26 protein-coding genes are annotated in these 22284 nt (G+C 62.1%); 11 read left to right on the top strand and 15 right to left on the bottom strand.

The window, feature by feature from the left end; all coding sequences use genetic code 11:
* Positions 1-34 precede the first annotated feature (34 nt).
* The 4 genes from ASD50_RS17155 (at position 35) to ASD50_RS17140 (ending at position 3457) form a co-directional block, all read left to right on the top strand.
* On the top strand, positions 35-1645 hold the full coding sequence (locus tag ASD50_RS17155; RefSeq protein ID WP_056243593.1) for a phosphoenolpyruvate carboxykinase: 1611 nt from the start codon (positions 35-37) through the stop codon (positions 1643-1645).
* Positions 1646-1731: 86 nt separating this feature from the next.
* The gene (arfB, locus tag ASD50_RS17150) at positions 1732-2169 is read left to right on the top strand and encodes an alternative ribosome rescue aminoacyl-tRNA hydrolase ArfB (RefSeq protein WP_056243591.1); all 438 of its coding nucleotides are present in this window, start codon (positions 1732-1734) and stop codon (positions 2167-2169) included.
* A gap of 70 nt (positions 2170-2239) precedes the next feature.
* Positions 2240-2755 (top strand): peptidoglycan-binding protein LysM, encoded by a 516-nt coding sequence (gene lysM, locus ASD50_RS17145; RefSeq protein WP_056243865.1) that lies wholly within the window; start codon positions 2240-2242, stop codon positions 2753-2755.
* Between the two features lie 87 nt (positions 2756-2842).
* Positions 2843-3457 (top strand): alpha-ketoglutarate-dependent dioxygenase AlkB family protein, encoded by a 615-nt coding sequence (locus tag ASD50_RS17140; RefSeq protein WP_056243589.1) that lies wholly within the window; start codon positions 2843-2845, stop codon positions 3455-3457.
* On the opposite strand, the gene coaA is transcribed toward ASD50_RS17140, so the two are convergent.
* The 8 genes from coaA to hisB form a co-directional block, all read right to left on the bottom strand.
* The gene (coaA, locus tag ASD50_RS17135; protein ID WP_056243586.1) at positions 3454-4413 is read right to left on the bottom strand and encodes a type I pantothenate kinase; all 960 of its coding nucleotides are present in this window, start codon (positions 4411-4413) and stop codon (positions 3454-3456) included. The two genes, ASD50_RS17140 and coaA, sit on opposite strands and share 4 nt — an antisense overlap.
* A 24-nt stretch (positions 4414-4437) precedes the next feature.
* Positions 4438-4764 carry a phosphoribosyl-ATP diphosphatase gene (locus ASD50_RS17130; protein WP_056243583.1) on the bottom strand — a complete coding sequence of 109 codons (327 nt, stop codon included), beginning with the start codon at positions 4762-4764 and terminating at the stop codon, positions 4438-4440.
* A 9-nt stretch (positions 4765-4773) separates the two neighbouring features.
* Entirely contained in the window at positions 4774-5568 is a 795-nt protein-coding gene (gene hisF / locus ASD50_RS17125; RefSeq protein WP_056243580.1) for an imidazole glycerol phosphate synthase subunit HisF, read from the bottom strand.
* A gap of 235 nt (positions 5569-5803) precedes the next feature.
* The gene (locus tag ASD50_RS17120; protein ID WP_056243578.1) at positions 5804-6640 is read right to left on the bottom strand and encodes an arginase family protein; all 837 of its coding nucleotides are present in this window, start codon (positions 6638-6640) and stop codon (positions 5804-5806) included.
* Positions 6637-7386 (bottom strand): 1-(5-phosphoribosyl)-5-[(5-phosphoribosylamino)methylideneamino]imidazole-4-carboxamide isomerase, encoded by a 750-nt coding sequence (hisA, locus tag ASD50_RS17115; RefSeq protein ID WP_056243863.1) that lies wholly within the window; start codon positions 7384-7386, stop codon positions 6637-6639. The genes ASD50_RS17120 and hisA overlap by 4 nt, the downstream gene beginning before the upstream one ends.
* Complete coding sequence (hisH, locus tag ASD50_RS17110) at positions 7383-8033, bottom strand: imidazole glycerol phosphate synthase subunit HisH (protein WP_056243576.1); 651 nt, start codon at positions 8031-8033, stop codon at positions 7383-7385. The genes hisA and hisH overlap by 4 nt, the downstream gene beginning before the upstream one ends.
* Before the next feature lies 1 nt (position 8034).
* Positions 8035-8514, bottom strand: coding sequence for a DUF2628 domain-containing protein (locus tag ASD50_RS17105; protein ID WP_056243574.1), 480 nt, complete (start codon positions 8512-8514; stop codon positions 8035-8037).
* 14 nt (positions 8515-8528) lie between these two features.
* Positions 8529-9128, bottom strand: coding sequence for an imidazoleglycerol-phosphate dehydratase HisB (gene hisB / locus ASD50_RS17100; RefSeq protein ID WP_056243860.1), 600 nt, complete (start codon positions 9126-9128; stop codon positions 8529-8531).
* A 222-nt stretch (positions 9129-9350) separates the two neighbouring features.
* On the opposite strand from hisB, the gene hslV reads away from it, so the two are divergent.
* The 4 genes from hslV to hslU are packed head-to-tail and all read left to right on the top strand — an operon-like array spanning position 9351 to position 12315.
* Positions 9351-9902, top strand: coding sequence for an ATP-dependent protease subunit HslV (gene hslV, locus ASD50_RS17095; RefSeq protein ID WP_056243571.1), 552 nt, complete (start codon positions 9351-9353; stop codon positions 9900-9902).
* Positions 9892-10404: a GNAT family N-acetyltransferase gene (locus tag ASD50_RS17090; RefSeq protein WP_056243570.1), complete on the top strand. Its 513-nt coding sequence runs from the start codon at positions 9892-9894 to the stop codon at positions 10402-10404. Before hslV ends, ASD50_RS17090 begins: the two co-directional genes overlap by 11 nt.
* The gene (locus ASD50_RS17085; protein WP_056243567.1) at positions 10401-11000 is read left to right on the top strand and encodes a DUF2585 domain-containing protein; all 600 of its coding nucleotides are present in this window, start codon (positions 10401-10403) and stop codon (positions 10998-11000) included. Before ASD50_RS17090 ends, ASD50_RS17085 begins: the two co-directional genes overlap by 4 nt.
* 4 nt (positions 11001-11004) lie before the next feature.
* Positions 11005-12315, top strand: coding sequence for an ATP-dependent protease ATPase subunit HslU (gene hslU / locus ASD50_RS17080; RefSeq protein WP_056243565.1), 1311 nt, complete (start codon positions 11005-11007; stop codon positions 12313-12315).
* 34 nt (positions 12316-12349) lie between these two features.
* Here the strand turns inward: hslU and ASD50_RS23985 are convergent, their stop codons facing one another.
* Together ASD50_RS23985 and ASD50_RS23980 are read right to left on the bottom strand one after the other, a co-directional pair.
* Positions 12350-13396: a polysaccharide deacetylase family protein gene (locus tag ASD50_RS23985; RefSeq protein ID WP_056243855.1), complete on the bottom strand. Its 1047-nt coding sequence runs from the start codon at positions 13394-13396 to the stop codon at positions 12350-12352.
* Positions 13393-14613, bottom strand: coding sequence for a hypothetical protein (locus ASD50_RS23980; protein WP_056243564.1), 1221 nt, complete (start codon positions 14611-14613; stop codon positions 13393-13395). Before ASD50_RS23980 ends, ASD50_RS23985 begins: the two co-directional genes overlap by 4 nt.
* A gap of 253 nt (positions 14614-14866) precedes the next feature.
* On the opposite strand from ASD50_RS23980, the gene ASD50_RS17065 reads away from it, so the two are divergent.
* Genes ASD50_RS17065 through ASD50_RS17055 form a run of 3 tightly spaced genes read left to right on the top strand, consistent with a single transcriptional unit; the run spans position 14867 to position 18612 of the window.
* The gene (locus ASD50_RS17065; RefSeq protein WP_056243562.1) at positions 14867-15859 is read left to right on the top strand and encodes an ABC transporter substrate-binding protein; all 993 of its coding nucleotides are present in this window, start codon (positions 14867-14869) and stop codon (positions 15857-15859) included.
* Positions 15860-15871: 12 nt separating this feature from the next.
* On the top strand, positions 15872-17545 hold the full coding sequence (locus ASD50_RS17060) for an ABC transporter permease (protein WP_056243560.1): 1674 nt from the start codon (positions 15872-15874) through the stop codon (positions 17543-17545).
* Positions 17545-18612, top strand: coding sequence for an ABC transporter ATP-binding protein (locus ASD50_RS17055; protein WP_056243557.1), 1068 nt, complete (start codon positions 17545-17547; stop codon positions 18610-18612). Before ASD50_RS17060 ends, ASD50_RS17055 begins: the two co-directional genes overlap by 1 nt.
* A gap of 50 nt (positions 18613-18662) precedes the next feature.
* Here ASD50_RS17055 and ASD50_RS17050 read toward each other — a convergent pair whose 3' ends face one another.
* The 5 genes from ASD50_RS17050 to dnaJ form a co-directional block, all read right to left on the bottom strand.
* Positions 18663-18950 (bottom strand): DUF1330 domain-containing protein, encoded by a 288-nt coding sequence (locus ASD50_RS17050; RefSeq protein ID WP_056243556.1) that lies wholly within the window; start codon positions 18948-18950, stop codon positions 18663-18665.
* Positions 18951-18978: 28 nt separating this feature from the next.
* Positions 18979-19680 carry an orotidine-5'-phosphate decarboxylase gene (gene pyrF, locus ASD50_RS17045; protein ID WP_056243554.1) on the bottom strand — a complete coding sequence of 234 codons (702 nt, stop codon included), beginning with the start codon at positions 19678-19680 and terminating at the stop codon, positions 18979-18981.
* Complete coding sequence (locus ASD50_RS17040) at positions 19677-20273, bottom strand: NADPH-dependent FMN reductase (RefSeq protein ID WP_056243552.1); 597 nt, start codon at positions 20271-20273, stop codon at positions 19677-19679. Before ASD50_RS17040 ends, pyrF begins: the two co-directional genes overlap by 4 nt.
* A 114-nt stretch (positions 20274-20387) precedes the next feature.
* A complete protein-coding gene (pmtA, locus tag ASD50_RS17035) occupies positions 20388-20993 on the bottom strand; it encodes a phospholipid N-methyltransferase PmtA (RefSeq protein ID WP_056243550.1) in 606 nt (201 codons plus the stop codon).
* Positions 20994-21118: 125 nt separating this feature from the next.
* On the bottom strand, positions 21119-22249 hold the full coding sequence (dnaJ, locus tag ASD50_RS17030; RefSeq protein ID WP_056243548.1) for a molecular chaperone DnaJ: 1131 nt from the start codon (positions 22247-22249) through the stop codon (positions 21119-21121).
* Positions 22250-22284: the final 35 nt, after the last annotated feature.

Here is a 22284-nt window from a genome sequence, read left to right as displayed (position 1 = left end):
CATGTGACATCCGTCGCATATTGAAAGGACCTTCATGTCGGAACTCGGCAAACGCAACCCTGCATTCGGCATCGATGCGGTGGGACTCAAGACCCTCGGTACGGTCCGCTACAATTTCGGTGCGGCGTCGCTCTACGAAGAGGCGATCCGTCGGGGCGAAGCTCGTCTCAGCGCGCATGGCGCGCTCGTCGCCGAGACCGGACAGCACACGGGACGCTCCGCCAAGGACAAGTTCGTCGTGCGTGACCAGAACACCGAACCGCATGTCTGGTGGGACGCCAACAAGGCGATGTCGCCGGCCCAGTTCGATACGCTGCTGGCCGATTTTCTCGCCCATGCGGGCGACAAGGACCTTTATGTCCAGGACCTCGTTGGCGGCGCCGACAGGGACTTCTGCTTGGCGACGCGGGTCATCACCGAACTTGCCTGGCACTCGCTGTTCATCCGCAACCTTTTGATCCGGCCGGAAACGGAAACCCTTGCCGATTTCGTCGCGAAGATGACGGTCATCGACCTGCCCTCCTTCCGCGCCGACCCGGCACGCCACGGAACGCGTACCGAAACGGTGATCGCGCTCGACCTCACCCGCATGATCGTGCTGATCGGCGGCACCTCCTATGCCGGAGAGATCAAGAAGTCGGTGTTTTCAGCGCTCAATTATCTCCTGCCGCAACAAGGCGTCATGCCGATGCACTGCTCGGCCAACGAAGGGCCGGACGGCGATGCCGCCGTGTTCTTCGGCCTTTCCGGCACCGGCAAGACGACGCTGTCGGCCGACCCGTCGCGCACGCTGATCGGCGACGACGAGCATGGCTGGGGACCGCAAGGCGTCTTCAATTTCGAGGGCGGCTGCTATGCCAAGACGATCCGGCTTTCGGCCGAAGCCGAGCCCGAGATCTTCGCCACCACGCAGCGTTTCGGTACGGTGCTGGAAAACGTCATCCTAGACGAGCAGCGTGTTCCCGATTTCGATGACGGGCGGCTGACCGAAAACACGCGCTGCGCCTATCCACTGAACTTCATTCCCAACGCCAGCGCGACGGGGCGAGCCGGCCACCCGAAAAACATCATCATGCTCACCGCCGACGCCTTCGGCGTGATGCCTCCGATTGCCCGCCTGAGCCCGGCGCAGGCAATGTATCACTTCCTGTCCGGCTACACCGCCAAGGTGGCCGGCACGGAAAAGGGCGTGACCGAACCGGAAGCAACCTTCTCCACCTGCTTCGGCGCGCCGTTCATGCCGCGCCATCCCTCCGAGTACGGCAATCTGCTGCGCGAACTGATCGCGCACCACAATGTCGATTGCTGGCTGGTCAACACCGGCTGGACCGGCGGCGCCTATGGCACCGGCAAGCGCATGCCGATCAAGGCGACGCGGGCGCTGCTTACGGCGGCGCTGGACGGCTCGCTCAAGCAGGCAGAATTCCGCACCGACGCCACTTTCGGCTTCGAAGTGCCTGTCGCCTTGCCCGGCATTGACGGATCGATCCTCGACCCGCGCGCCACCTGGACCGACAAGCAGGCCTATGACCGCCAGGCCGCCAAGCTGGTCGGCATGTTCATCGACAATTTCGGCAAGTTCGAAAGCCATGTCGATGCGATGGTCCTGAGCGCTGCGCCACACCTGCAACAAGCGGCCGAGTAAACACGACTGCTCCATTGCCGATATGCGGAAAGGCCCGGTTTCGATCGGGCCTTTTCTTTTTTTCGCCAAGGCCGCATGACTGCATCATGAGTGCCGACGACGATATCGCCATCGCCCATGAAGCGACCATCTATGCCGACGACCTGAGTGAGACGTTCATCCGTTCCTCCGGCCCGGGCGGGCAGAACGTCAACAAGGTCGCCACAGCCGTGCAATTGCGCTTCGATGCCGCCAATGCGCCAGGCCTGTCCGAGCGCGTCAGGGCGCGCACCATCAAGCTGGCCGGCCAGCGCGCCACCAAGGACGGCGTCATCGTCATCGAGGCGGGACGCTTCCGCACCCAGGAACAGAACCGCGCCGATGCCCGCGCGCGGCTTGTCGAGTTGGTCGCCAAGGCCGCCGAACCGCCGCCGCCGCCGCGCAGAAAGACAAAACCGACCAAGGGTTCGGTCGAAAGGCGGCTGAAGTCGAAGGCCGGTCGCTCCACGGTCAAGAAATTGCGCGGCAAAGTAGAGAACGACTGACACCAAATTGGCATCTTCCCATTTGCGGTTGCACCTGCCAAAACGGAGCGGTGCAGCAATGGAGGCCACTATGGGAATTTTCGACTTCGTGAAGAACGTCGGCGCAAAGCTCGGCTTTGGCGACGATGAAACACCCAACGCCGACGCGCTCAAAAAGGAGCTCGATTCACACAAGCTCGGCACCGACAAGGTCGACATTGAAGTGCGCGGCGATACCGCAGTGCTCAAGGGCGTGGTCAAGGACCAGTCGATCTTCGAAAAGGCGGTGATCGCCGTCGGCAACACGCTCGGCGTGTCGAAGGTGCAGGCCGACGGACTGAAGGTCGTCGCACCCGATTCCGGCCTCAAGCTCGACGGCAATGTCGACATGACCGAACTGGTCAAGGCTTCGACACCGGCCAAGGAACCGGTGTTCTACACGGTCAAGAAAGGCGACAACCTCTCGAAGATCGCCGAGAGCCAGTACGGCAAGGGCAAGGCCTCCAAATACACGGTGATCTTCGAAGCCAACAAGCCGATGCTCAAGCACCCCGACAAGATCTATCCCGGTCAGGTGCTGCGCATTCCCGATATCGCGCAGGCCTGAGACATCAGCGTAGTCTTCTGGAACGGCGGCTTTCGGGTCGCCGTTTCCTTTTGGACGGGGCAAACTGGGCAAACAAGGAGAAACGCGATGGCCAGCTTGCCTGATGGCGTGCGTCACCTTCCCGGCTTCCTTTCGCCCCAGGCGCAGGCAGCACTTGTCGCCGACATCAGGACGGTGGTCGAGGCCGCTCCGCTCTACGTGCCGGCGATGCCGAAGACCGGCAAGGAAATGAGCGTGCGCATGACCAATTGCGGGACGCTCGGCTGGGTGACGGACAAGGAACGCGGCTACCGCTACCAGCCAACCCATCCAGTTACCGGCGCGCCATGGCCGCCGATCCCGGCAGCGCTGATGGCCATATGGCAAGAGGTCGCCGACTATCCGCATCCCCCGGAAGCCTGCCTCGTCAATTTCTATTCGGCCAGTGCCCGAATGGGCCTGCATCAGGATCGCGACGAAACCGATCTTTCCGCGCCTGTTGTGTCTGTCTCACTGGGCGACGACTGCCTGTTTCGCGTCGGACCGCCGCAAAGGAACGCAAAGACCGTATCGTTGCGCCTGCAAAGCGGCGATGTCCTTGTCCTGGGCGGCGATGGGCGGCTGGCCTATCACGGCGTCGACCGCATCTACCCCGATACTTCGACCCTGCTCAGGAACAGCGGCCGCATCAACCTAACCCTACGCCGCGTGACGATGCCCTAGAGCTTTCTCAGCGCTACCTCCTCGACCAGATGGTCGGCGCCCTTGCGCAGGATGAGGTCGGCACGGGCGCGCGTCGGCAGGATGTTTTCGCGCAGGTTCTTCAGGTTGATGTTGGTCCACAAGCCTTCGCCTATGGCGCGCGCCGCACTTTCCGACAGTTTGGAATAGCGGTGGAAAAACGACTCCGGATTGCGGAAGGCCGTCTCGCGCAGGCGCATGAAGCGGGCGATGTACCAGTCGTGAATACGTTCCTCGTCCGCATCGATGTAGATGGAGAAATCGAAGAAGTCCGACAGGAACGGCACGATCTTGCCGTCGCTCGGCAGCTTGCCGGGCTGAAGCACATTGATGCCTTCGAAGATCAGGATATCCGGCCGATCGATGGTAATGAACTGGTCGGGAATGACGTCATAAGTCAAGTGCGAATAGACTGGTGCCTGCACATCTTTCTGGCCGGACTTGATCGCCGACAGGAACCGCAGCAGCGCGCCGACGTCATAGCTTTCCGGAAAACCCTTGCGCTCCATCAGGTTCTCGCGGCGCAGGATTTCATTCGGCAGCAGGAAACCATCAGTGGTGATAAGATCGACCTTGGGGCTCGATGGCCACCGCGCCAGCAATTCCTTCAACACGCGCGCCGTTGTGGACTTTCCCACAGCGACCGAGCCGGCAATGCCGATGATGAACGGCGTCTTGGTTGCCGTCTGCACATTGAAGAAAGCGCGCCGCTGGGCAAACAGCAACTGGCTGGCCTCGACATGCGCCGAAAGAAGCCGCGAAAGCGACAGGTAGATGCGCCGCACCTCGTCGAGATCGACAGGGTCATTCAGGGAACGGAGGCGGTCGATTTCCTCGCTGCTCAGCGTCAGCGGCGTATCGGCACGAAACTTTGCCCATTCCTGGGCCGAGAAAAACAGATAGGGCGAGTATTTCGCGGTCGGCGCAAGCTGGTCCATCGCGTCTCCTGCCCTTCGTCGCAGTCAGCCCGACTGCGGTCGTGAAGCCTTCTCGGCAATGCCCGAGCGGCCGGTGCGCCTCTCCAGCTCCGCCAGCACGTCATCAAGGGAAATGCCTGCGATCGCCAACACCACGAGCCAATGATAGAGGAGATCGGCGCTTTCCGAAATCACGGCTTTGGTATCGCCCCTGACCGCGGCAATCACCGTTTCAACCGCTTCTTCGCCAAGCTTTTGCGCGGCCTTGTCCATGCCCTTGGCAAACAGCTTTGCCGTCCAGGACTCCGGGTCCCCGGAGCTGGCCCGCTCACGGATTGTCATTTCCAGGTCTGATAGCGAAAAACTGGCCATTTGCGCCGTCTAGGATTGTTTGGCTTCGGAGTCGAGTCGCATCGGCAAGCCGGCAGCGGCCATATGTTCCTTCGCTTCCCGCACCGAATATGTGCCGAAATGGAAGATCGAGGCAGCGAGCACCGCCGTGGCGTGTCCGTCGCGGATACCTGCCACCATGTGGTCGAGGTTGCCGACACCGCCGGAAGCGATCACCGGGGCGCGCACGGCATCGGCAACGGCGCGCGTCAGCGCTATGTCGTAGCCGATCTTGGTGCCGTCGCGGTCCATAGAGGTAAGCAGGATTTCGCCGGCACCAAGGTCAACGACCTTTTCGGCGAACTCGACCGCGTCGATGCCGGTTTTCTCGCGGCCGCCATGAGTGAAGATTTCCCAGCGGTCCGCCTCTCCCGTCCCGCTCACCTTCTTGGCATCGATGGCGACGACAATGCACTGGTTGCCGAACTTGTCGGCTGCCTCGGCCACGAAGCTCGGGTTCTTCACCGCTGCGGTATTGATCGACACCTTGTCGGCACCTGCCAGCAAAAGCTTGCGGATGTCGGCAACCTGACGCACGCCGCCACCGACGGTGAGCGGCATGAAACACTGCTCGGCAGTACGAGCGACCACGTCGAAGATCGTCTCCCGGTTCTCCGACGATGCCGTAATGTCGAGAAAACACAGTTCGTCGGCCCCGGCGGCATCATAGGCCTTGGCCGCCTCGACCGGATCGCCTGCATCGACCAGGTCGACGAAGTTGACGCCCTTGACGACGCGGCCGTCCTTGACGTCGAGGCAGGGGATAACRCGAGCCTTGAGGGTCAAAGGACGGCCTCCATTCTTGTCTGCGCGTCCTCGCCGCTACGCGGCTGCGGGCGGCGCGGGCMGTCCTTGACGTCGAGGCAGGGGATAACRCGAGCCTTGARGGTCAAAGGACGGCCTCCATTCTTGTCTGCGCGTCCTCGCCGCTACGCGGCTGCGGGCGGCGCGGGCCGTCCTTGACGTCGAGGCAGGGGATAACCCTTGACGTCGAGGCAGGGGATAACGCGAGCCTTCAGCATCAGATGCGCTCCAGCGCCGCCACCAGATCGACCAGGAGGTAGCCGGTGACCGGAGGCACCTCTCCTTTCGGATCGAAGGCCGGATCGTAGGCTGAAACCGTCACGCCGGTTACGGGAACCGACCGGCCGATGCTGCAAACAGCCTCGCGCAACTGTTCCGGGCTGGGGCCGCCGGGCGCCGCATAGCGATTGACTTGCAGGAAGTCAGGGTTGTGCACATCGAGGTCGAGATGCAGATGAGTCCGCTTGGCCCCGCCCGCGTTCAGTTTCCCGGCCTTCTCGGCGGCATTGACGCAATCGGCACGCATCACCGGCAAGGTGTCCAGCAATTTGCGCTCGTCCGGATCGAGGTCACGGGCATCGACCAGAAGACAGCGCGAGGGATCGACAGGGCGAAACCCGCGGATCGTCTTGGCCATCGGCCGCCAGCAGAGACCGAGCACGGTGGACAGTGCCATCCCGTCGAGAAAACCGAAAGACGAGGTATCGGGCGTATTGATGTCGCCATGCTGGTCGAACCAGATGATGGAATCGGCAACCTCGCCGGCAACGGCGCCTGCGGCCGTCAGGCAGTTTCCCGCCAGCACGATCGGAAACCGGTCATGGTCGATGGCGTTGCCGACCTTGTTTCCGACCGCCCTGCACACGGCAAAGCCGGTGGCGATCTCGCGTTCCTGCGCGTCGCCTACCTGCCCGATATCCTCGACCGTCACATCGTGCCCCGCCAGGGTCAGGGCATCGACCAGCCCTCCGGCCACCAATGCCTCCGGCCCCTGGCCGAAGCCAGACTGGTAGTGGCCGCTGTCATAGGGTGCGAGGATGACGGAGAGTTTCATTGCGTTCCGCTCCGGTTGCGTGCTTCCCGCAATATAGTGAGCGCTTCGCCCGGGTCGATGCGTCCATCGTAAAGTGCCCTGCCGGAAATCGCCCCTTCGAGTTTTTGCGCATCCGGCATGGTCATGCGCACGATGTCGGCAACAGAGGCCAGGCCGCCGGATGCAATCACCGGGATAGACACAGCCTCGGCCAGATCGATGGTGGAATTCCAGTTTATGCCGGTCAAAACACCGTCGCGGTCGATGTCGGTATAGATGATGGCCGCAACGCCTGCGCCTTCAAACTTCTTCGCCAGTTCGATCACGCCGAGGCTCGATGCTTCCGCCCATCCCTCGACCGCCACCTTGCCGCCCTTGGCGTCGATGCCGACGGCGATCCTGCCGGGGAATGCCTTGCATGCCTGCTTGACGAGATCGGGGTCGCGCACCGCGACCGTACCAAGGATGACGCGGGCAAGGCCGCGATCCAGCCAGTCCTCGATCTGCGGCAGGCTGCGGATGCCGCCGCCAAGTTGCACCGGGTTTTTCGTTGCCTTGAGGATCGCGCCCACCGAAGCGGCGTTAACGCTCTCTCCCTTGAAGGCACCGTTCAGATCGACGACGTGCAGCCAATCGAAACCCTGGTCCTCGAACGCCTTGGCCTGGGCTGCCGGGTCTTCGTTGTAGACCGTGGCGGTTGCCATGTCGCCGAGCTTCAGGCGCACGCATTTGCCGTCCTTGAGGTCGATGGCAGGGAAAAGGATCACGGCTTCCACCTCAGGAAATTTGCGATGAGAGCAAGGCCAAGCGCCTGGCTTTTTTCGGGATGGAACTGCGTTCCGGCAAGATTGTCGCGCGCTACCGCCGCAGTGACCGGTCCACCGTAATCGGCCACCGCCAGCGCCTGATCCGGCCGCGTGGCATCGAGATGATAGGAGTGGACGAAATAGGCGTGCAGGCCATCGGAACCCGTCTTGATGCCGGCAAACAATGGATGCTCGCGGCGCAGCTCGATGGTATTCCAGCCGATCTGGGGCACCTTTAGTCCCGGATCGGCAGGTGTGATTTCCTTGACGTCGCCCGCGATCCAGCCGAAGCCAGTGGTTACGGTCTTTTCAAGCCCGCGCTCGGACATCAACTGCATGCCGACGCAAATGCCGAGGAACGGCCTGCCCTTGGTGATCGCCGCCTCTTCGACCGCCTGCCACATGCCGTCGACGGCGCGCAGGCCGGCGGCACAATCGGCATAGGCGCCAACCCCCGGCAGCACGATGCGATCGGCGCCGCGAACGCGTTCCGGGTCGGCGGTGAGGTCGATGTCGGCGTCTATCCCGGCCTCTTGCGCGGCGCGCTGAAAAGCCTTGGTCGCCGAGCGCAGATTGCCCGAACCGTAATCGATGATGGCAACGCGCATGTCAGGGCCTTTGGGGATAGGAAACGAGGCCAAGCGTATCCTGCGTGACACGCGGTACGGCGCTGCTGGCAGGCACGATGGTGACGGCAGGCGCAGTTGCTACAGTCTCTTCTGTGGCGGCAAGGCTGTATCTGAGGTCGGCGGTGTCGGCCCGATCGGCTTCGACCACGCCCCAGTCCTGCCAGCCGCGCCGGCGTAGCGCGGCAACGCGCATTGCCTGCCCTTCCAGCCCCACATAGAGCGAGACGAGAAGGCCAAGCAGGCCGCCCACTACAGGCAGGCTTACGGCCTCTCCCACGCCTGAGAAGGCTGCCATCGCCAGGAAGGCGAGGATCACCTCAAGCCAGAGGCGATGCCACAACAGCCAGAGCGGCGGCACGATGAGGCCCAGCCAGGAAAAGCCGTCGCGCAGGAAGACGGCCTGTTCCAGCCGTTGCTCGGGACTGCCGCCCGGCGGCAGCATGACGACATAGCTTGCCATGGTCAGGACCAATCCTATCCCTTCAGCGATCCCTTGGTGGAGGGCACCGCGTCGGGTTGGCGCGGATCGGCTTCGGTGGCGGCGCGCAGCGCCCGCGCCACCGCCTTGAAGCAGGTTTCGGCAATGTGATGGTTGTTGGCGCCGTAGTGGTTGGTCACGTGCAGCGTGATGCCCGCGTGCTGCGACAGCGCCTGGAAGAATTCGCGCACCAGTTCGGTATCGAAGGTGCCGATCTTCGGCGACGAAAAGGCGACGTTCCAGACAAGGAACGGGCGGCCGGACACGTCGATTGCGGCGCGCGTCAGTGTCTCGTCCATGGCAAGGTCGATCGAGGCATAGCGCATGATGCCTCGCCGCTCGCCGAGCGCCCTGGAAAGCGCCTGCCCGAGCACGATGCCGGTGTCCTCCACCGTGTGATGGTCGTCGATATGCAGGTCGCCCTCAGCCTTAACCGTCATGTCGATCAGCGAATGGCGCGACAACTGGTCGAGCATGTGGTCGAAGAAGCCAACGCCTGTAGAAATGGCGGACTTGCCGCTGCCGTCGACATGCACGGAAACCGTGATCTCGGTTTCCCTGGTCTTGCGGCTCACTTCGGCGGAACGGAGTGACATCACCTGATCCTTGTCGCTGCACTGTCGGAAGTCGATGAACTTCAGCGCTTGAAAGCGAAAGCCTTCTAGCAGCATGGTCCGGCGATTGCCAGTTTACAAAACGTCCTGCGGCACATGACGGGCACCAGTTTGCAATCGGGCATTTGCAGCATACATATGCGAAAATATTCCTCGTAACGCGCCAATCGCCTAGGAAGGGATCGCGCGACATCGGAGCAACATATGTCCAATGAACTTTCCATGCACGCCACCACCATCGTGACCGTGCGCAAGGGCGGCAAGGTGGTGATTGCCGGCGACGGCCAGGTAAGTCTTGGCCAAACCATCATGAAGGGCAACGCGAAAAAGGTTCGCCGCATCGGCAAGGGCGGTAACGTCATCGCCGGCTTTGCAGGCGCCACTGCCGACGCCTTCACCCTTCTGGAGCGGCTCGAAGCCAAGCTCGAACAATATCCCGACCAGTTGACCCGCGCCTGCGTCGAACTCGCCAAGGACTGGCGCACCGACCGCTATTTGCGCCGCCTGGAAGCGATGATGCTGGTTGCCGACAAGTCGGTTTCGCTGGCTCTGACCGGCAACGGTGACGTGCTGGAACCCGAGGACGGCGTCATGGCCATCGGTTCCGGCGGCAACTACGCGCTGGCTGCCGCCCGCGCCCTGATCGACACCGAAAAGGATGCCGAGGAGATCGCCCGCAAGGCAATGCAGATCGCCTCCGACATCTGCGTCTACACGAACAACAATTTCGTCGTCGAAGTCATCGATGCCGCCTGAACAGGCCGCCATCTATGATTTCCGGCCGGTCACCAAGGCTGACCTGCCGATGATCGCACGGTGGCTTGCCGAACCGCACGTGGCCGAATGGTGGGACGATCCGCAAACGGAAATCGCCGCCATTCGCGAGCACATCGACAGCGTCTCGGTCGAACCGCTCATCGTGGAATTGGACGGAAGGCCCATCGCCTACCTGCAGGCCTACGATCCGCATCTGGAAGAGGGACACCCTTACGCTGACCAGCCGTTCGGCACGCTTGGCATCGACCTTTCCATCGGCGTGCCGGACCTGGTCGGCATCGGCCATGGTTCGGCAATCGTCAGGCAGTTCGCAGCGGAGTTGTTCGAAGAAGGCGCACCGCGCGTCATAATCGACCCGCATCCGAAAAATGGCCGTGCCATCCGCGCCTATGAAAAGGCAGGATTTCAACCAATCGGCCGGCGCAATTCGGAATATGGCGAGGCGCTGTTAATGGCGCTTGATGCCGGGGAGGACGAATGAGCAAGACAGAAACAGGAAAGCCGGCGTGGTGGCAGTCGGTCCCGTGGCAATCTGGTACGGTACTCGTGGTGGGCCTTCTGGCGGCTCAGGCGATCGCCCTCTACCTCATGGGCCGCATCCCGATTTGCGAATGCGGCTACGTCAAGCTGTGGCACGGCGTGGTTGTAAGCTCGGAGAATTCCCAACATATCTCCGACTGGTACACACCCTCTCACATCATCCACGGCTTCCTGTTCTATGCGCTGGCGCATTTCCTGTTTCCGCGCGCATCGATCTGGCTGCGGCTCGGCTTTGCCCTCTTGATCGAGGGCGGCTGGGAGCTCCTGGAAAACAGCCCGATGATCATCGACCGCTATCGCGCGCAGACCATCTCGCTCGACTATTACGGCGATTCCATCATCAATTCGGTCGCGGATTCCGTCGCCATGATCGTGGGCTTTGCGATGGCCAGGAGGCTACCTATATGGATCGTCGTGGCGCTGGCCCTCGCCTTCGAAATCGGCACCGGCACAATCATCCGGGACAATCTGACACTCAACGTGATCATGCTGCTGCATCCGTTCGAGTTCATCAAGCAGTGGCAAGGTGGATTGTAGGACCATGAGTAGTTTTTCCCCCCGCGAAATCGTTTCCGAACTCGACCGTTTCATCATCGGCCAGAAGGACGCCAAGCGCGCCGTGGCGATCGCCTTGCGCAATCGCTGGCGCCGCCAGCAACTGGAAGGCCAGATGCGCGAAGAGGTCATGCCCAAGAACATCCTGATGATCGGCCCGACCGGCGTCGGCAAGACGGAGATCTCGCGCCGGCTGGCCAAGCTTGCCGGTGCGCCCTTCGTCAAGGTCGAGGCGACCAAGTTCACCGAGGTCGGTTATGTCGGCCGCGACGTCGAGCAGATCGTGCGCGACCTGGTCGAGGTCGCCATCGGTCTGCAACGCGAAAAGATGCGCGAGGACGTCAAGGCGCGCGCCCATCTCAATGCAGAGGAACGCGTGCTGGAAGCGCTCGTCGGCAAGACCGCGTCTCCCGCCACGCGCGACAGTTTCCGCAAGAAGCTGCGCGACGGCGAACTCGACGACAAGGAGATCGAGGTCGAAGTGGCCGATACCGGAACCGGCGGCATGCCCGGCTTCGAAATCCCCGGCATGCCGGGCGCCAATATCGGCGTCATGAACATCAACGACATGCTGTCGAAGGCGATGGGCGGCAAACGCACCAAGACGCGCAAGACCACGGTGAAGGCTTCCTACGAGGTTCTCATCAACGACGAGTCCGACAAGCTGCTCGACCAGGACGAGGTGGTGCGCCGCGCGCTGGAAGCAACCGCCAATGACGGCATCGTCTTCCTCGACGAGATCGACAAGATCGCCGCGCGCTCCGACATATCGGGCGGACCTTCGCGCGAAGGCGTGCAGCGCGATCTTCTGCCGCTGGTCGAAGGCACCACGGTCGCGACCAAATACGGACCGGTCAAGACGGACCATATCCTGTTCATCGCGTCTGGCGCCTTCCACGTCTCGAAGCCGTCCGACCTTCTGCCTGAATTACAGGGCCGCCTGCCGATCCGCGTCGAGTTGCGTGCGCTGGAAAAGGAAGACTTCGTGCGCATCCTCACCGAGACGGAAGCCAGCCTCATCAAGCAATATGTGGCGCTGATGGCGACCGAAGGCGTGACGCTCGAGTTCACCGACGACGCCATCGATTCGCTGGCCGGCATCGCCGTCGATCTCAACGCGTCGGTCGAGAACATCGGCGCGCGCCGGCTGCAGACGGTGATGGAGCGCGTGCTCGACGACATCTCCTACGACGCGCCGGACCGCAACGGCACCGCCGTCACCATCGACGCCGCCTATGTGGAAAAACACGTCGGCGACCTGTCGAGGAACACGGACCTGTCGCGCTTCATCCTCTGACGAACCTTATGGCAGCGCGGCTTTCCCGCGCTGCCTACATCAGCTTGAACGGAATGCCTGAAATCAGCGCGCGCACATAGCGCTTCCGCTGATAAAGGCCGTTCAATGACACACGGTTGAACGCGGTCGGGCGCTCCAGGTTCGAAACATTCAGAACGCCCGGCTGCGTCGTCACCGCAATCTTCAACCCTGCTTCGGCTGTCGCCGCAAACTCCCGCTCACCGACCGCAGTCGCGTAACCATATGGGTAGGCAAGGCTGGTGGGCTTGCTACCGACATAGCTTTCAACCGCGTCGATCGATCCGAAAATTTCCCGCCGCAGCCGTTCGGCTTCGATGCGCTTGAGGTTGACGTGGGTGAGCGTATGCGCGCCAAAGCGGGCGAGCGGATCGCGGGCGAGGTCGCGCAGTTCATGCTGATCCATCACCAGCCGCTCGACGATAGACAGCGGCTCGATGCCGTTCTCGCGTGCAGCCGCATCCAGCCGCGCCACCGCCTTGTCTTCTTCGACTGTCTGAACAAAGCCGGATAGGCGCTCAATTGCTGCCTGCTTCCCGGCCACGTCACGTATCGCGAGTGCTTCCGGCCCGTTGCCGAAATCGAACACCAATGCATCCTTGTCGCGGGTCAGTTGTTCGGCGGTCTCCCACCACAGCGAATGGGTGCGATCGACAAAGCCCTTGCAGATGAAAATCGTGTACGGCACCCCGTGCTTGCGAAAGACAGGTGCGGCGTGTTCGGCGTTGTTGCGGTAGCCGTCGTCCAGCGTAAAGCACACGAAACGGCGGCTGTCCTTCGGGTCAGCCAGCAAGGCCGGCAAGTCCTCCAGCGCCACGGGCACGAGGCCTGCCTGCAGCGAGACTTCGATCGCCTGATCGAGGAACTGCGGCGTCACCGACAAAAGCGCGTTCGGCTGATAAGCGTCTGCTTGCGCTGGCCTTACATGGTGCAGCGTGAAGATCACGCCGCGCCCTGCTGCCGAAGGCCAAAGCGCGCCGGCGTTGCTCAGCGCCACTGCCTCCAGTCCGCCCCTGATGGCGGCGTTGCGCAGAATCCTTTTCGCGGCAGCTTTCAAGGTCATGCGCCGGTCCGCTCCTTCAGCACGCGGCGGGTCAGCACCCGCCATGCCGTCAACGGCAGGTCGAGGACACTCGGCAGCGGATCATTCGGCACAAATGTCGCCCACGCCTTGACCGCGCGGAAGGAGCCGACATAGTCACGAGGTGAAAGCTCGCCCCGCGCCATGAGTTGCACCGCCGAGACAAGGTCGCGCGCCAGATACATCCACGCCGTGCCGATCTGCGCCGTGCCCACTCCGGTATCGACGCCATTCGCCGTCGCCCACAGCATGGCGCCGAGATCGAGCCCTGCCGCACCAGCAAGACCGAACCATGACCATGGTCGTGGATTGACGTCGAGCAGCTTCAAGGCACCGTCGCGAACATCGTGCTTGAACTCGATTTCGACCAGCCCGTGGTGGCTGACGGATGAAAGCAGGCGCCGCGAGGCCGCAATCGCCTCCGGTTGCTCGACCACTTGCACGAACGTGCTGGTGTAGCCGAATTCGACCGGATACTGCCGCAAGCGCCGTGCCGTGAACTCGGCGACCGGTTCGCCGTTGTTCCACAATGCGGCATAGGAGAACTGCGCCTTGCCGCCGCCGGGGATGAGTTGCTGGACGACCACGTTTTCCGCACCGATCTCGCGGGCGGCAACTTCGAAGGCTGCAAGAAAGGTCGCCCTGTCGTCGGCGCGAACCACCTTGGCGCGCGCCAGCGTACTGTCGCCGCCACCCATGTTGGGCTTCAGCACGACAGGAAAATGCATCTCGCCCCGCTCCGCCTCCTCCACCGAAGCGAAGGCATAGGTCAGCGGAACGGCGAGGCCGAGTTCAGCCGCGCGGCAATAAAGAAGCGGCTTCTCGCAAACCCATTGCAGTTGCTCCCAGGCTGGCAGGAAGACGCGATAGACAGCCGACAGGGCATCCAGCGAACGCGAGACCATCTGCACCTCGGCATCGCCACCGGCGATGAGCAGTGCGCCCGCAAGGCCATGCTTTGCCGCAAGATCCAGCAGGTGCGAGCTTGCGTCCGGCGCGTCCGGGCCGGGCCAGCTGAATTTGCGGCTCACATGACGCGACCAACCGGGCAGCGGCGTATCGTTGCTGACAAGCGTAACCGGAACACCCATCACCGCCAGGCCGCGCGCCAAGGCAAGCGTGCCATGCGCGCCGCCGAGAATGACGACGCCCGGCACTGCGGCATCCAAACCGGGATTGGGCAAGGGCTCAGCAAGCATCGATCGGTTCCGAAACTCGGCACGTGTCGAAAGGTTGCGCCATGGCTGGGCCGATCAAAATCATGGCGTGGAAACCTAGCCGATGTCCGTTAACAAATCCCAGTTGCAACGCCTCGCCAAACGCTGCTGCGGAGCATTCGCGCGACCGACGGAAGTATCACTATTTTGTCATTGCATTGACCACGCGGAATGCGGTCGATAATTTGCCAACTCATTAATTTCTACTCGATTGAAATTCCTTGGGAGGCAGTGCATGAAATTTCCTGTTCGTATCCTGGCGGCGGCGTTCGCGTCGTTCATGGCGGTCACTTCCGCCCACGCGTTGGTGGTGTATTCCAGCGTCGATGAGGAGAATGCCAAGAAACTCCTCGACGCTTTCTCCAAGGCAAGCGGCGTCGAAGTGCAGATGGTGTTCCTGTCGTCCGGCCCGGCGCTCTCCCGTATTGAAGCCGAGAAGGCCAGCCCGCAGGCTGATGTCTGGTTCGGCGCGCCGAGCGAAAACCACATCCTTGCCAAGGAACGCGGCCTGACCGAGCCTTATGTCTCAGCCAATGCCGACAAGCTCACCGATGAGTTCAAGGACAAGGATGGTTTCTGGCACGCAATCTACACCAACCCGATTGCATTCGGCGTTCGCACCGACATCCTGGAAAGCCGCAAGGCGCCCGTTCCAACCTCGTGGGAAGATCTGAAGAATCCGGCCTACAAGGGCTTGATCCAGATGCCGTCGCCACAGTCTTCGGGCACCGCCTATGCGATGATGCTGACGCTGATCAAGGAGCGCGGCGAGGATGGCGCCTTCGAATATATGAAAGCGCTCAACCCCAACGTGCAGACCTACACGCAGAGCGGAACCGCACCGAGCGGCGCGCTTGGCGTGGGCGAGACGCCGCTGGCCATCCAGTTCACTCCGGGCTTTCTCAAGCTTGCGGATGAAGGTTTCCCCGTCAAGGTGGTCTTCCCGAGTGAGGGCGTAGGCTACGAGGTCGCCGCCATGTCGATCCTCAAGGGCGCGCAGCATGCGGATGAGGCGAAAAAGCTGGTCGACTGGATGACCTCCACCGATGGGCAGGGCGCCCTGAGCGCTTCCAAGACCTACTTCCTGCCAATCCGTTCCGATGTCAGCGGCGGCACCGGCGTTCCGGCACTGGATTCCATCAAGCTTGTGGCTGCCGATGCAAGCTTCGCGGCTGAGAACAAGAAGAGGCTGGTCGAGCGCTGGGCCAAGGAAGTTCTCGGCCAGTAGGGACGAGTTCACTTGTTTTTCAAGGCACGCCAGGAATTGAAGCTGCTGGCGCGGGATCCGATTCTTCTCGCGCTATTGGCAATAATCGCCGCTTCCATTGTGCTGTTTGTCGTCTATCCGCTGGCCAAGGTTTTCTTGGCCAGCGTGCAGGTCGACGGCCAATGGACTCTGTCGGAATATGTGTCGCTGGCTGAGCGCAGGCTCTACCGCAATGCGTTGATCAACAGCCTTGGCGTTGCAGCATTTGTGGGCGTGATCAGCGTCATCATCGGTTTCGTGGCAGCCTTCGTACTTGCGCGGCTAAATGTTCCGGGCAAGTCGCTGCTCCACTACGTGACATTGTTGCCGATCGTCTCACCGCCATTCGTCAGCGCGGTGTCGATCCTGTTCCTGTTCGGATTCAATGGGCTGGTCACACGTCAGTTGCTGGGTCTGGAAGATTTTTCGATCTACGGTTTTCATGGCGTGGTGCTGTCCCAGGTGTTCACCTTTGCGCCAATCGCCTACCTGTCGCTGAGGGGCGTTCTGGCCTCGATCAGCCCGACACTGGAAGATGCGGCGCTCAACATTGGCGCGACACGCTGGCAGACCTTCTGGAAGGTCAGCTTTCCCTTGTCGCTACCGGGCATTGCCGGGGCATTCCTTGTCGTGTTCATCGAATCGATGGCGGATTTCGGCAATCCGCTCGTTCTCGCCGGCGCGGCGTTTCCAATGCTGGCGCCACAGGCCTATCTGGAGATTACCGGATCGTTCAATCTGGCGCGGGGCGCCACGCTTGCGATCATCTTGCTGATCCCGTCCCTGACCGCTTTTGCCATCCAGCGCTACTATCTTGCCAAGCGCCAGTACATCACCGTCACCGGCAAACCGACCGCCTCGACGTCCAAGATCGTCAGTGAGCCGGCGAAGTGGATGCTCTATGCCTTCGTGCTGGCATTCGCCCTCTTCGTCGCAGCCTTCTACGCCGTCATCTTCGTCGGCGCGTTCACCAAGGTCTGGGGCTTCAACTACACACCGACGGCCGACCATTTCATCTATGTCTTCGATATCGGTTTCGACACCGTGAAGGACACCTTGATCGTGGCGATCGTCTCGACCCCGATCAGCGGCATCTTCGGCATGCTGGTGGCGTTCCTGGTCGTACGGCGAGTATTTCCGGGCCGGACCGCGCTGGAATTCGGATCGATCCTGAGTTTCGCCGTTCCGGGGACGGTTGTCGGCATCGGCTACATACTGGCCTTCAACTCCCAGCCGATCGTCTTGACCGGCACCCTGGCGATCCTGGTCCTATGCTTCGTGTTCCGCTACATGCCGGTCGGAATTCAGTCCGGCATCGCCGTGCTTCGCCAGATCGACCCGTCGATTGAAGAGGCGGCGCAGAACCTCGGCGCCGATGGCCTGACGACGTTCCGCAAGGTCACGCTGCCACTGATCGCGCCAGCCTTTTTCTCCGGCCTTGTCTACGCTTTCGTGCGCGCGATGACGGCCATCAGCGCAGCCATATTCCTCGTGTCGGCCAACTGGAACCTGATGACCGTACAGATCCTCAATCAGGTCGGCTCCGGCCGCCTCGGCGTTGCCGCCGCCTATAGTGTTGTCGTGATCCTGATCGTGCTGGTCGCGATCGGCGTCATAAGTGCATTCGTGGGGCGCTGGTCTCGCCACACATCGATGGTGAGATACTAATGGCTCAAGGAATCAGGATAGCCGGGCTCAACAAGCTGTTTCCGGGCCCCGACGGCACATCGGTCGCGGCGGTCAAGGACGTCAACCTTGAAATTGCCGAGGGAAAGCTGGTTACCTTGCTTGGCCCGTCGGGCTGCGGCAAGACCACGCTTTTGCGCATGATCGCCGGCTTCGAGGAGCCGACATCCGGCGACATCTGGTTCGGCGACAAGCGCATCAACGACGAGCCGCCGAACACGCGCGACGCGGCGATGGTGTTCCAGTCCTATGCCATCTTCCCGCATCTCGACGTTTTCGAAAACGTCGCCTTCGGTCTGCGCCTTCGCAAATTCTCCAAGGCGGACATCGAAGAGCGCGTGAAGCGGGTGCTTGAGCAGACCGGCCTGTTGAGCCTGGCCCGCCGTTCGCCAAACCAGTTGTCCGGCGGCCAGCAACAGCGCGTCGCGCTGGCGCGTTGCATCGTCATGGAGCCGCGCGTCCTGTTGTTCGACGAGCCGCTCTCCAATCTCGATGCCAAGCTGCGTGACCAGATGCGCATCGAAATCCGCGAACTGCAGCAGCGGCTCGGCATAACCAGCATCTACGTCACCCATGACCAGGTCGAGGCCATGAGCATTTCCGACGATATCGTCGTGATGAATGGGGGTGTCGTCGAACAGGTTGGGTCACCGCATACGGTCTACGCCCGCCCGGCCAGCCGCTTTGTTGCCGACTTCATCGGCAAGGCCAATTTTGTGTCAGCGACTGTTGTGGACAAAAATTCCGTGGAAGTAGCCGGCAAGACCCTGACCCTTCCGGGCACGCCGGGACTTGAGAAAAAGTCGAGGGTTACGCTGGTCGTACGCCCGGAAGCTGTCAGGCTGGACGCCGCAAAAGGCGACTTCATCGGCACAGTCAGCCGCGTCATGTTCCTCGGCAATATCGCCGAATACCTGATCAAGATACCGGGTATCGGTTATTGGCTGGTGGACAGCCCGAACCCCGGCGAAACCGGCCTGTTCGAGGTAGGCCAAGCCGTCCACCTGTCTCCCAGCCGGCCGTCGATCCACGTTCTCGACCGCGCATAGAAAACCGGCGGACAGGCGGAACGGGGACGCGACGGCAGCGCGTCAGAGGCTCAACTGCCCTCGACCAGGACGATCTCGCCGTCTGCGACCTGCTGGCGGATGGCGGCGGCGCGCTGGTATTCCGGCGAATGATAGCAATCATGCGCCGTCGCCAGCGAATCGAACTCGATAATGACGTTGCGTGCCCGGCCGGGACCCTCAGCCTTCTCGTGCTCGCCGCCACGCGCCAGGAACTTGGCTCCGAACCGTTCAAACGCCGGCTTGGCGGCGGCAACATAATCCTTGTAGCGTTCAGGATCGCGAATATCGACGCGAGCGATCCAGTATCCCTTGGGCATTCCAATTCCTCCAAAAAGTCCGATGCGCTCAGGCTGAGCGCATGTCGTCCAGAATAGCTTGCGCCGCGGCCCGCCTGTCAACCGCGCCGACGATCGGGCGCGCCACGACGAGGTGGCTGGACCCGTTGCGGATGGCATCGCGCGGCGTCACGACGCGCTTCTGGTCGCCGTGGTCGGCGCCGGGGGGGCGAATGCCCGGCGTCACCAGGGCAAGGTCCGGGCCGACGATCTTGCGCACCGCCGCGGCCTCATGCGCGGAGCAGACGATACCGCCCATGCCGGCATGCAAGGCCTGTTCGGCGCGCCTCAAAACCAGCGTGTGCGGATCGTATTCGTAGCCGGCTTCGACGACATCGTTCTCGTCCATCGAGGTCAGCACGGTCACCGCCAACAAGGTGAGGTCGCTGCCGCGTGCGGCTTCCACCGCTGCCCGCATGGTCTTGGGATAGGCGTGCAAGGTGAGCATGGTCATGCCCATGCGAACGATGTTTTCGACGCCCTTGGCCACCGTGTTGTCGATGTCGAGCAGCTTCATGTCGAGGAACACCCTGGTTCCGCCGCTTGCGAGTTCGCGCGCGAAGTCGAGACCGCCGGCGAAGGCAAGCTGGTAGCCGATCTTGTAAAACGAGACGACGCCGTCGAGATCGCGCACCACTTTTTCGGCCTCGCCCAGCGTCGGCACGTCGAGGCCAACGATCAGGCGGTCTCGCATATCGTGGGCTGGGATCATGGCTCGTTCCTCTTCGACAGCAGCGCGGCCCGTTCGGCCAGCGCGCTTGCAACATTTTCCATCGCTCGGCGCAAGCGCTCGTCGCGGAAATCGCCCTTGTCGTCGAATGCCTCTGCGCCGCGCGGAACGGAGCATTCGGGCACGACGACGTCGACCTGGCAGCGGACCAGCACGGCGCGCAAGTGGTTGATGGCGCGAACGCCGGCGAACTGGCCCTCCGACGAGGAACAGAGTGCGGCAATCTTGCCGGAAAATGGCTTCAGAACATGGTTGCCGTCATGCCGGACCCGGCTCACCCAGTCGATCGCGTTTTTCAACAACGGCGGCAGCGACCCATTGTACTCAGGCGTAGCGACAAGCAGGCCGTCATGCCTGTCGATCAGCCGCGCCAGCTTCATGGCGTTCTCCGGAATGCCGTCGTGCTTTTCCATATCCTGATCGAAAATCGGCAACGGATAGTCGCCGAGCGAGATGCGGGTCACCTCCACACCTTGCAAGGCGAGCGCCTTTTGAGCCGCATCCGCGGTCTTTCCGCTATGGGCGCCACTGCGCACCGAACCGGCGAAGATCAGGATGCTTGGAACAATCGGCATGGACCCACCTACAGGCAGTTCGCAGCCGGAATCAATACGGCATGGGCGGTAGCCGCGCCTCGCCGCCGATTTGCAGCCACGGCTTGTTGGACCGGTCTCCGGCCCACAGGGACCTTAATGCGTGGCGCGCCGGTAGATCCACAGCCGGGTCGGCGGGATGTTGCGGAGGATGAAATCGAAATGCTCCACCGTGTAGTCGCCACGGCCAGCCGGGATCGGCGACATCGGGCCATAGGTCAGCTGCACCACGGGGCGGCCGTGCGGCAATCGGTCGAGCAGGCCGTTCAGATAGGCAATGCGTTGCCTGACCGGGAAGTTCAGCAGCGGCACGCCAGAGACAACCGAATCGAACTTCAAATCGCGCTTGTCGCCCAGCGTCTTGTCGAGGTTGAAGGCGTCGCCCTCAATCACGTTGACGCGCGGAAAATGGCTGCGCAGATGGTGCACGAATTCGTGCGAATATTCGATGGCATAGAGGTTTTCCGGCTTCACGCCGTGCGCCAGGATCGCCTTGGTGATGACGCCGGTTCCCGGCCCGAGCTCAAGCACCGGCAAGCCCGACTTGATGTCAATCACCGAGGCCATGCGGCGGGCGGTGATGGAACTGGTCGGCACAATCGCGCCTACGGCCTTGGGCTTGTGAATCCAGCCCTTGAAGAACTTCAGTTCATCGTCGAATTTTGCCGCCAGCGTCTTGCGCAGTCCGGACCCTCTTGTCATGCCAATTCTCCTGAGGCTCCCCACGCGCTACTTAGCACTTGCGTGGCCTCATGCAAGGCATACTCTGGTCCAAGTTGTTGATGACGCGACGTAAGCATCGTTTTTCCGACGAGGCCGGCCTTGCCTCAATTTTCGCCGAACGACTCGAAGAAATCCTTCATGCGGGCAAAGAACCCGCTCGACTGGGGCGAATTGTCCTTTGACGACAATTGCTCGAATTCCTCGAGCAGTTCGCGCTGGCGGCGCGTCAGGTTCTGCGGCGTCTCGACGGCGGTCTGGATGTAGAGGTCGCCGATCTGCGGCTGGCGCAGCACCGGCATGCCCTTGCCCTTCAGACGGAATTGACGGCCGTTCTGGGTGCCTTCCGGCACTTTTACCCGCGTCTGCGTACCGTCCAGCGTCGCCACCTCGAAAGAACCGCCAAGGGCGGCAGTCGTCATCGAGATCGGCACCTTGCAGTAAAGGTCGGCGCCGTCGCGCTGGAAGAACTCGTGCGGCTTCACACTGAGGAAGATATAGAGATCGCCCGTCGGCCCGCCCCGCAGCCCTGCCTCGCCCTCGCCCGCCAGCCGGATACGGGTGCCGTCCTCGATGCCGGCCGGAATGTTGACCGACAGCGAGCGCTCCTCGGTGACCCGACCCTGGCCGGCGCATTTCGGGCATGGGTCCTTGATCGTCTGGCCTCGGCCCTGGCATTGCGGGCAGGTGCGCTCGATTGAAAAGAAACCCTGGCTCGCCCGAACCTTGCCGTGGCCGTTGCACATCGTGCAGGTGACCGGCTGCGTGCCGGGCTTTGCGCCGGAACCGGAGCAATCGGTGCAGGATACCGAAGCCGGCACGTGGATTTGCGCGGTCTTGCCGGCAAACGCCTCCTCCAGCGAAATTTCCATGTTGTAGCGCAAGTCGGCGCCGCGCTCGCGGCCGCCGGAGGAGCGGCGACGGCCGCCGCCCATCATGTCGCCGAATATATCCTCGAAGATGTCGGCGAAACCACCCGCTGCAAATCCCGCGCCGCCGCCATTCATGCCGCCATTCTCGAAAGCGGCGTGGCCGAACCGGTCGTAGGCCGCGCGTTTCTGCGGGTCCTTCAACGTCTCGTAGGCTTCATTGATTTCCTTGAACTTGTGCTCGCAGGCGTGATCGCCGGGATTGCGGTCCGGATGGAACTGCATGGCGAGCTTGCGGAATGCGCTCTTCAGTTCCTTGTCGTCAGCGCCCTTGCTGACGCCGAGCGTCTCGTAGAAATCGGCTTTCATCTTGTCCCGTGACCAGGATGTTCGACCGGATGTTC

It is taken from the genome of Mesorhizobium sp. Root552 (assembly GCF_001427285.1).
Classification (GTDB): domain Bacteria; phylum Pseudomonadota; class Alphaproteobacteria; order Rhizobiales; family Rhizobiaceae; genus Mesorhizobium.
Note: the sequence above shows the minus strand (reverse complement) of the source record. Positions and strands in the feature narration are given on the sequence as shown.